The sequence below is a fragment of the Streptomyces sp. genome (genome assembly GCF_035644915.1).
In the GTDB taxonomy this organism is placed as follows: domain Bacteria; phylum Actinomycetota; class Actinomycetes; order Streptomycetales; family Streptomycetaceae; genus Streptomyces.
In genome coordinates this window covers 1-6,813 of record NZ_DASQNP010000189.1, presented here as the reverse complement: position 1 = coordinate 6,813, position 6,813 = coordinate 1, and the positions used below count along the sequence as shown (strand labels likewise).

The following is a 6,813-nucleotide window of genomic DNA, read 5'->3' as shown; positions in this document are numbered from 1 at the left end:
GGCGGGCCCGTCACCGGGACCCCGCAACGGCAGGGCGGGATCCGGCGGAAGCTGCTGGCCGTCGAACCGGGCCGGCGACGGCGCAACCTGCTGACCCGGCACTGCCGCGAGGAAGCCGCCCGAGTGCTCAAGCTGGACCCGGACGGCATCGACCCCACCACCCCGCTGACCAGCATGGGCTTCGACTCGCTGCTCGCCCTCGAACTGCGCAAGCGTCTGGAGACCTCCCTCCAGGTGGCCCTCCCGGCCACCCTCGCGTGGCGCTACCCCACGATCGACGCGCTGGTGCCCTTCCTCGCCGAGCGCATGGACATCGCGCTGGAGGGCGTCGGCTCCGCGACGCCGACCACCGACGCCGAACCGTCCGCCGCGGCACCGGAGAGCGAGATCGACCTGCTCTCCGAGGAAGAACTCGCGGCGCTCCTCCTGGCCAAGACCAAGCAGATCGACGAAGGACGTTCGAGATGACACCGGTTCACGAGACGCAGTCCTCGGTCGCCGCGCTGAGGAGCGCCTACCTGACCGTGGAACGGCTGCGGCGGCAGGTCGACGACTACGAACGCGCCGCGACCGAACCCATCGCGGTCATCGGCCTGGGATGCCGCTTCCCCGGCGGCGCCGTGGACGCCGACACCTACTGGGACGTGCTCAGCCAGGGAGTCGACGCCGTCCGCACCGTCCCCGCGGACCGGTGGGACGCCGAGGACCTCTTCAGCCCGACGCCCGCCCCCGGCAAGCTGAGCACCACCTCCGGAGGCTTCCTGGAGCGCGTGGACCAGTTCGACCACGAGTTCTTCGGGATCTCCCGCCGGGAAGCGGTGTTCATGGACCCGCAGCAGCGGATCACCCTGGAGGTGGCCTGGGAGGCGCTGGAGAACGCCGGGCAGGCCCCGAACGGCCTGGCCGGCAGCCAGACCGGCGTGTTCATGGGGGTGTGCAGCTCCGACTTCGCGCTGGAGACGCTGCGGCACCCGCTGGACTTCACCGCCCACGCCAGCACGGGGTCGGCCCACAGCGTGGTACCGGGCCGGCTCTCCTACACGCTCGACCTGCGGGGGCCGAGCGTGGCGATCGACACCGCCTGCTCCTCCAGCCTGGTCGCCGTCCAGCAGGCGTGCCACAGCCTGCGGTCCGGGGAGTGCGACCTCGCACTGAGCGGCGGCGTCAACGTCATCCTGTCGCCGCTGCCCGGCATCTCCTTCTCGCAGTTCGGCCGGATGGTCTCCGTGGACGGGCGCTGCAAGGCATTCGACGCCTCGGCCAACGGCTACGTCCGCAGCGAGGGATGCGGCATCGTCGTGCTCAAGCGGCTGTCCGACGCCGTCCGGGACCGGGACCGGATCCTGGCCGTGATCCGGGGCGGCGCGGTCAACCAGGACGGGCGCAGCGCCGGGGTCACCGCGCCCAACGGCTCCGCCCAGCGCGAGGTGCTGCGCCGGGCCGTGGCCGCCGCCGGAATCAGACCCGAGGCCGTCTCCTTCATCGAGGCGCACGGCACGGGCACCCGGCTGGGCGATCCGATCGAGGTGGAGGCACTGGCCGAGGTCTACGGACGCCCGGAAGGGCCGCCGGTCCACCTGGGATCGTCCAAGACCAACATCGGCCACCCCGAAGCGGCGGCCGGCATCGCCGGACTGATCAAGGTGGTGCTCTCGCTGCACCACGCGGCCATCCCGGGCAACGTCCACTTCACGGAGCTGAACCCCGACATCTCCTTCGAGGGGACGACGTTCGCCGTCCCGACCGAACTGACGCCCTGGCCCAGGACCGGGGGCAGGCGCACCGCGGGCGTCAGCAGCTTCGGCTTCAGCGGCACCAACGCCCACATCATCCTGGAGGAGGCGCCGGGGTGCCCGCCGGCCGCCGCGGACGAACGGCGCCCCGTCGCCGTACTGGCCCTGTCCGCCAAGACCGGCACGGCTCTCACCGAGCTCGCCGGGCGGTACCGGGACCGGCTGGCCGCCGACACCCCCGAGTCACTGGCCGACCTGTGCTACTCGGCCAACACCGGACGCTCCCGGTTCCGCCACCGGCTGGCGGTCACCGGCACCACCCGCCGGGAGATGGCGGAGCGGCTGGCCCGGTACGCCGACGGCGGCGAGGCGGTGGAGGGCGTGGCGGACGGCGAGGCGCGCGACGCCGACGCCGTCCTCGTCTTCACCGGCCAGGGCGCGCAGCGCGTCGGAATGGGCCGCGGTCTGTACGAGACCCAGCCCACCTTCCGGGCGGCCCTGGAGCGCTGCGAGGAGATCCTGCGGCCGATGCTGGAGCGGCCGCTGCTGTCCGTCCTGTACCCCGGGAACCCGGAGTCGGAGACCGCTGTCGCCAGGATCAACGAGACCGGCTACGCCCAGCCCGCGGTCTTCGCGGTCGAGTACGCCCTGGCGGAGCTGTGGCGCTCCTGGGGCGTGGAGCCGGTGGCCGTGCTCGGCCACAGCTTCGGCGAGTACGTCGCGGCGTGCGTGGCCGGCGTGATGAGCCTGGAGGACGGACTGAAACTGACCGTGGCCCGCTCCCGGCTGATGCAGACCCTGTCGGACACCGGAGCCATGGCGGCGATCTCCGCCCCCGAGCTGGTGGTCGCCGAGGAACTCGCCGACCATCCCGACCGCATCTCGATCGCCGCGGTCAACGGCCCGGCCAGCACCACCGTCTCCGGCGACCGCGCCCTGGTCGAGGCGGTCTGCGAGACCTTCACCGCCCGCGGCGTGCGCGCCAGGATGCTCCACATCACCACCTCCTCGCACTCCCCGCTGATCGAACCCGTCCTCGGACCGCTGCGCCGGGCGGCGGCCGACATCCGCTTCGAACCGCCGCGCATCCCGCTGGTCTCCAACCTCGACGGCCGGCTGTGGGCGTGGGACAAGGCGCCCGACGCCGACTACTGGTGCCGCCACGCCCGCCGGCCGGTGCGTTTCGCCGCCGGGGTGGCGACGCTGCTCGGCATGGGGTACCGCACCTTCGTCGAGGCCGGCCCGGCCCCGGTCCTGCTCGGCCTCATCCGCGACATGGTGCCGCCGGAGCAGGACGCCCTGCTGCTGCCCAGCCTGCGGCCCCAGCAGGACGACTGGCGGACCATCACGGACTCCGTCGCCCGGCTCCACGCGGGCGGCGGCGACATCGACTGGCACGGCTGGGACCGCGACTACACCCGGTCCAAGGCGCCGGTCCCCACCTACCCCTTCGAGAAGACCGTCTGCCGGCGCGAACCGCGGCGCCGCGAGACCGACGCGTTCGACCACTGGGACACCGACCCCGCCGCGGACGGCGCGGCCGAGGACGAGCACGGCGACCGCCCGGACGAGGACCTGCTCTACCGGCTCGCCTGGCAGGCCGCCGACGCCCCGGCCGGGGACCCCGCTGACGACGCCGGAACGCCGGACGGCGCGCGGCGCACCTGGCTGGTGCTCGGCGACGGCACCGGCGTCGGCGGCGCCCTCGCCTCGGCCGCGGCACGGCACGGCGCACGCTGCGTCCACGCCGTTCCGGGGAGCGAGTACGCCTACGACAGGGCCGGGCGGGCGACCGTCCGCCGCGACAGCGCCGAGGACCTGCGGGCGCTGCTGGACGACATCGGCCTCGCCTCCGACGAGGAACTCGAGGTCGTCCACCTGTGGGACGCCGACACCGGCCGGGCCGGCACCGGGACCGCGCAACAACTGGTGCGGGAACAACTGGACGGCTGCATGGGCGCGGTGCGCGCCGTGCAGGCGCTGGCGGGGGGCACCGGCGGGCGCACGGCCCGGCTGTGGCTGGTGACCCGCGGCGCCGTACAGCCCGGGGAGCCGGGCGAGGTCCCGCTGGCGGTGGCCGCCTCGGCGCTGTGGGGCCTGGGCCGGTCGCTGCAGCAGGAGCACACCGCCATCTGGGGCGGCCTGATCGACCTGGATCCGCAGGACACCCCGGAGGACGCCGCGGACCGGCTGCTGCACGAGATCACGCACCGCGACGGCGAGGACCAGGTCGCCCTCCGGGGCAGCGGGCGGTACGTCGCCCGGCTGGTGCGCGAGGAGCAACCGGAGGCACCCGCCCGCGGCGCCGTGTGGCGGCGGGAGGCGGCCTACCTCGTCACCGGCGGCCTGGGCGGGCTCGGCCTGGCCATGGCCCGCTCCATGGCGCTCGCCGGCGCCCGCCGCCTGATCCTGGTCGGCCGCACGCCGCTTCCCCCGCGCGTGGAGTGGTCCGCCCTGGCCGACGACCACCCGGCCGCCGCCCGGGTGGCGGCGGTGCGGGAGATCGAGGCGCTGGGCGCGGACGTCCGCCTGGAGGCGCTCGACGTGGCCGACGAGGAGCAGTTGGGCGACTTCCTTGACCGGTACGAGCGGGAGGACCGGCCCCCGATCCGGGGCGTGGTGCACGCGGCGGGCGTGGGTGACGTGGTGCCCCTGACCAAGCTCGAACCGGGCGTCCTGGAATGGCACCTGCACGGCAAGGCCCGGGGCGCCTGGGCCCTGCACCGGCACTTCGCCGACCGGGAGCTGGACTTCTTCGTGCTGTGCTCCTCGACCAGTTCGCTCCTCAGCTCGCCCTCCTACGGTGCGTACGCCGCCGCCAACGCCTTCCTGGACGCGCTGGCCCGGCTGCGCCGCAACGAGGGCAAGCCCGGCCTCAGCATCAACTGGGGCATCTGGCGGGACACGGGCATGGCGACCCGGGCGGCCGAGGCCACCCCCGGCCTCAGCCGCGGCATGGGAACACTCCGGCCGGCCCAGGCGCTGCGGATCTTCCATCGGCTGCTGCGGCACGACGCGCCGCACCTGGCCGTCGTGCCGGTCGACTGGTCCGACTGGGGACGCAGGTACCGGGAGGTGTCCGGCTCCCGTCTGCTGGGGGACCTGGTCGGGGAACGCGGTCCGCTGCCCGCCGTCCGGGCCGCCGCCCGCCGCGGCCGGCTGTTCCTGACCCGCGACGAGTACCTGGCCCTCCCGGCGGACCAGCGGCTGGACACCCTCACCGAGCGCCTGCTGGTGAGCCTCACCGCCGTCCTGGAGGCCGGATCCTCGCGGCCCGGGCGGGACCAGCCGCTGTTCGACCTGGGAGTGGACTCCCTGATGGCGGTCGAGCTCAAGAACGAGATCGAGAGGGGGCTGGGCGTCTCGCTGCCGGTGTCCGCCCTCCTGGGCGGCGCATCGGTGCGCGACCTCGCCGAGCAGATCGCGGAGCACCTGTCCGACGAGGGCGGCGGTGGCGGGACCGGGGCCATCGAACGGGTGGCCCGGTACGAGGACGTCGCCGGCGAACTGCTGGCCAGACTCCAGGAACTGCCCGAGGAGCAGGTGCGGGTGGCGTCCGGGGAAGGGAGCCCGTCATGACCGACATCGACGCCGGTCTGGCGGCGCTCTCCCCGGAGAAGCGCGCGCTGTTCGAGAAACTGCTGCGCGAGCGGGGCACGGCGGAGAACGCCTTCCCCCTGTCGGTGAACCAGCAGGGCATCTGGTTCCTGGAACAGCTCAGGCCCGGCAACCCCGCCTACACCATCGCGGCCGCGCTGCGACTGCGCGGCCGACTGGACAAGGAGGTGCTGCTCAGGGCGGCGAACAAGATCGTCCGCCGGCACGAGGCGTTGCGGACGACCTTCGACCTGCGCGACGGACGGCCGATGCAGATCGTGCACCCGCAGCTCACCCTCGACCTGCCGGAGACCGACCTGCGCTCCGGGCCGGACGCGGAGGAGCCGGGCGCCGACGAGCTGGAACAGCGGATCTTCGAGGCGCTCGGAGGCCCCTTCGACCTCGCGAACGGGCCGCTGCTGCGGTTCCGCCTGCTGCGGCTGGGAGACGAGGACCACGTGCTCGCGGTGGCGATGCACCACCTGGTCTCCGACGGCTGGTCGGTCGGGGTGCTGGTGTCCGAACTCTCCGCGCTCTACGCGGCCTTCCTGTCAGGTCGCCCCTCTCCGCTGCCTCCGCTGGCGATCCAGTACGGCGATTTCGCGGTCTGGCAGCGGCGGCGGCTGGAGGAACGCGACCTGGGACCGGACCTGGAGTACTGGCGAAACCACCTCGCCGGGGCCCCGGACGTGCTGGGCCTGGCCACGGACCACCCCCGGCCCAGCGTCCAGGGCTTCAACGGCGGCTCCGTCCCCTTCGAGCTGCCCGAACGGTTGATGCGCGAGCTGACCGCCGTCGCCAAGGGGTACCGCGCCACCCCCTACATGGCCCTGCTCGCGGTCTTCCAGATCCTGCTGCACCGCTACAGCGGCCAGGACGACGTGGTCGTCGGCGTGCCGACGGCCAACCGGAGCCGCGGCGAGGTCGAACCGCTCATCGGGTTCTTCGTCAACACCCTGCCCGTCCGCGTCGGTCTGGACGGCGATCCCGGCTTCGGCGAGCTGCTGGAGCGCGTCCGGCAGGCGTGCATGGGCGCCTACGCCCGCCAGGACCTGCCGTTCGAGAAGATCGTGGAGGAGATGCGGCCCCAGCGCGACCTGAGCCGTTCGCCCCTCTTCCAGGCGGGCCTGTCGTACCAGAGCGATCCGCTGCCCGCCCTGACCATGGGAGGCCTGGAGATCCGGCGGGTCCCGCTGCGCAGCCGGGGCGCGCGCTTCGACCTGGAACTGCAGTTCTTCGACGACGGCGGCCGGCTGACCGGCTGGTTCGAGTACGACCGGGAGCTGTTCCAGGAGACCACCGTCACCCGCATGGCCGGGCATTTCCGCCGCCTGGTCGAGCTGGTCGTGCGGTGTCCGGGTGTGCCGGTGGGGCGGCTGGCGTTGCTGGGGCGGGCCGAGTGGCGCCGGGTGGTGGTGGAGAACAACGCCACCGGGCGGGAGTGGCCGGGGCGGGGGCTGGTCCATGAGTGCTTCGAGGAGCA

At 73.7% G+C, this 6,813-nt stretch carries 3 protein-coding genes; all 3 read left to right on the top strand.

The window, feature by feature from the left end:
• On the top strand, positions 1-468 hold a 468-nt coding region (locus tag VE546_RS21205; protein WP_324924734.1), incomplete at its 5' end, for an acyl carrier protein.
• The gene (locus VE546_RS21200) at positions 465-5,312 is read left to right on the top strand and encodes a type I polyketide synthase (protein ID WP_324924732.1); all 4,848 of its coding nucleotides are present in this window, start codon (positions 465-467) and stop codon (positions 5,310-5,312) included. The genes VE546_RS21205 and VE546_RS21200, both read left to right, overlap by 4 nt.
• Positions 5,309-6,813: condensation domain-containing protein (locus VE546_RS21195; RefSeq protein ID WP_324924730.1), on the top strand; the 1,505-nt coding region annotated here is incomplete at its 3' end. The genes VE546_RS21200 and VE546_RS21195, both read left to right, overlap by 4 nt.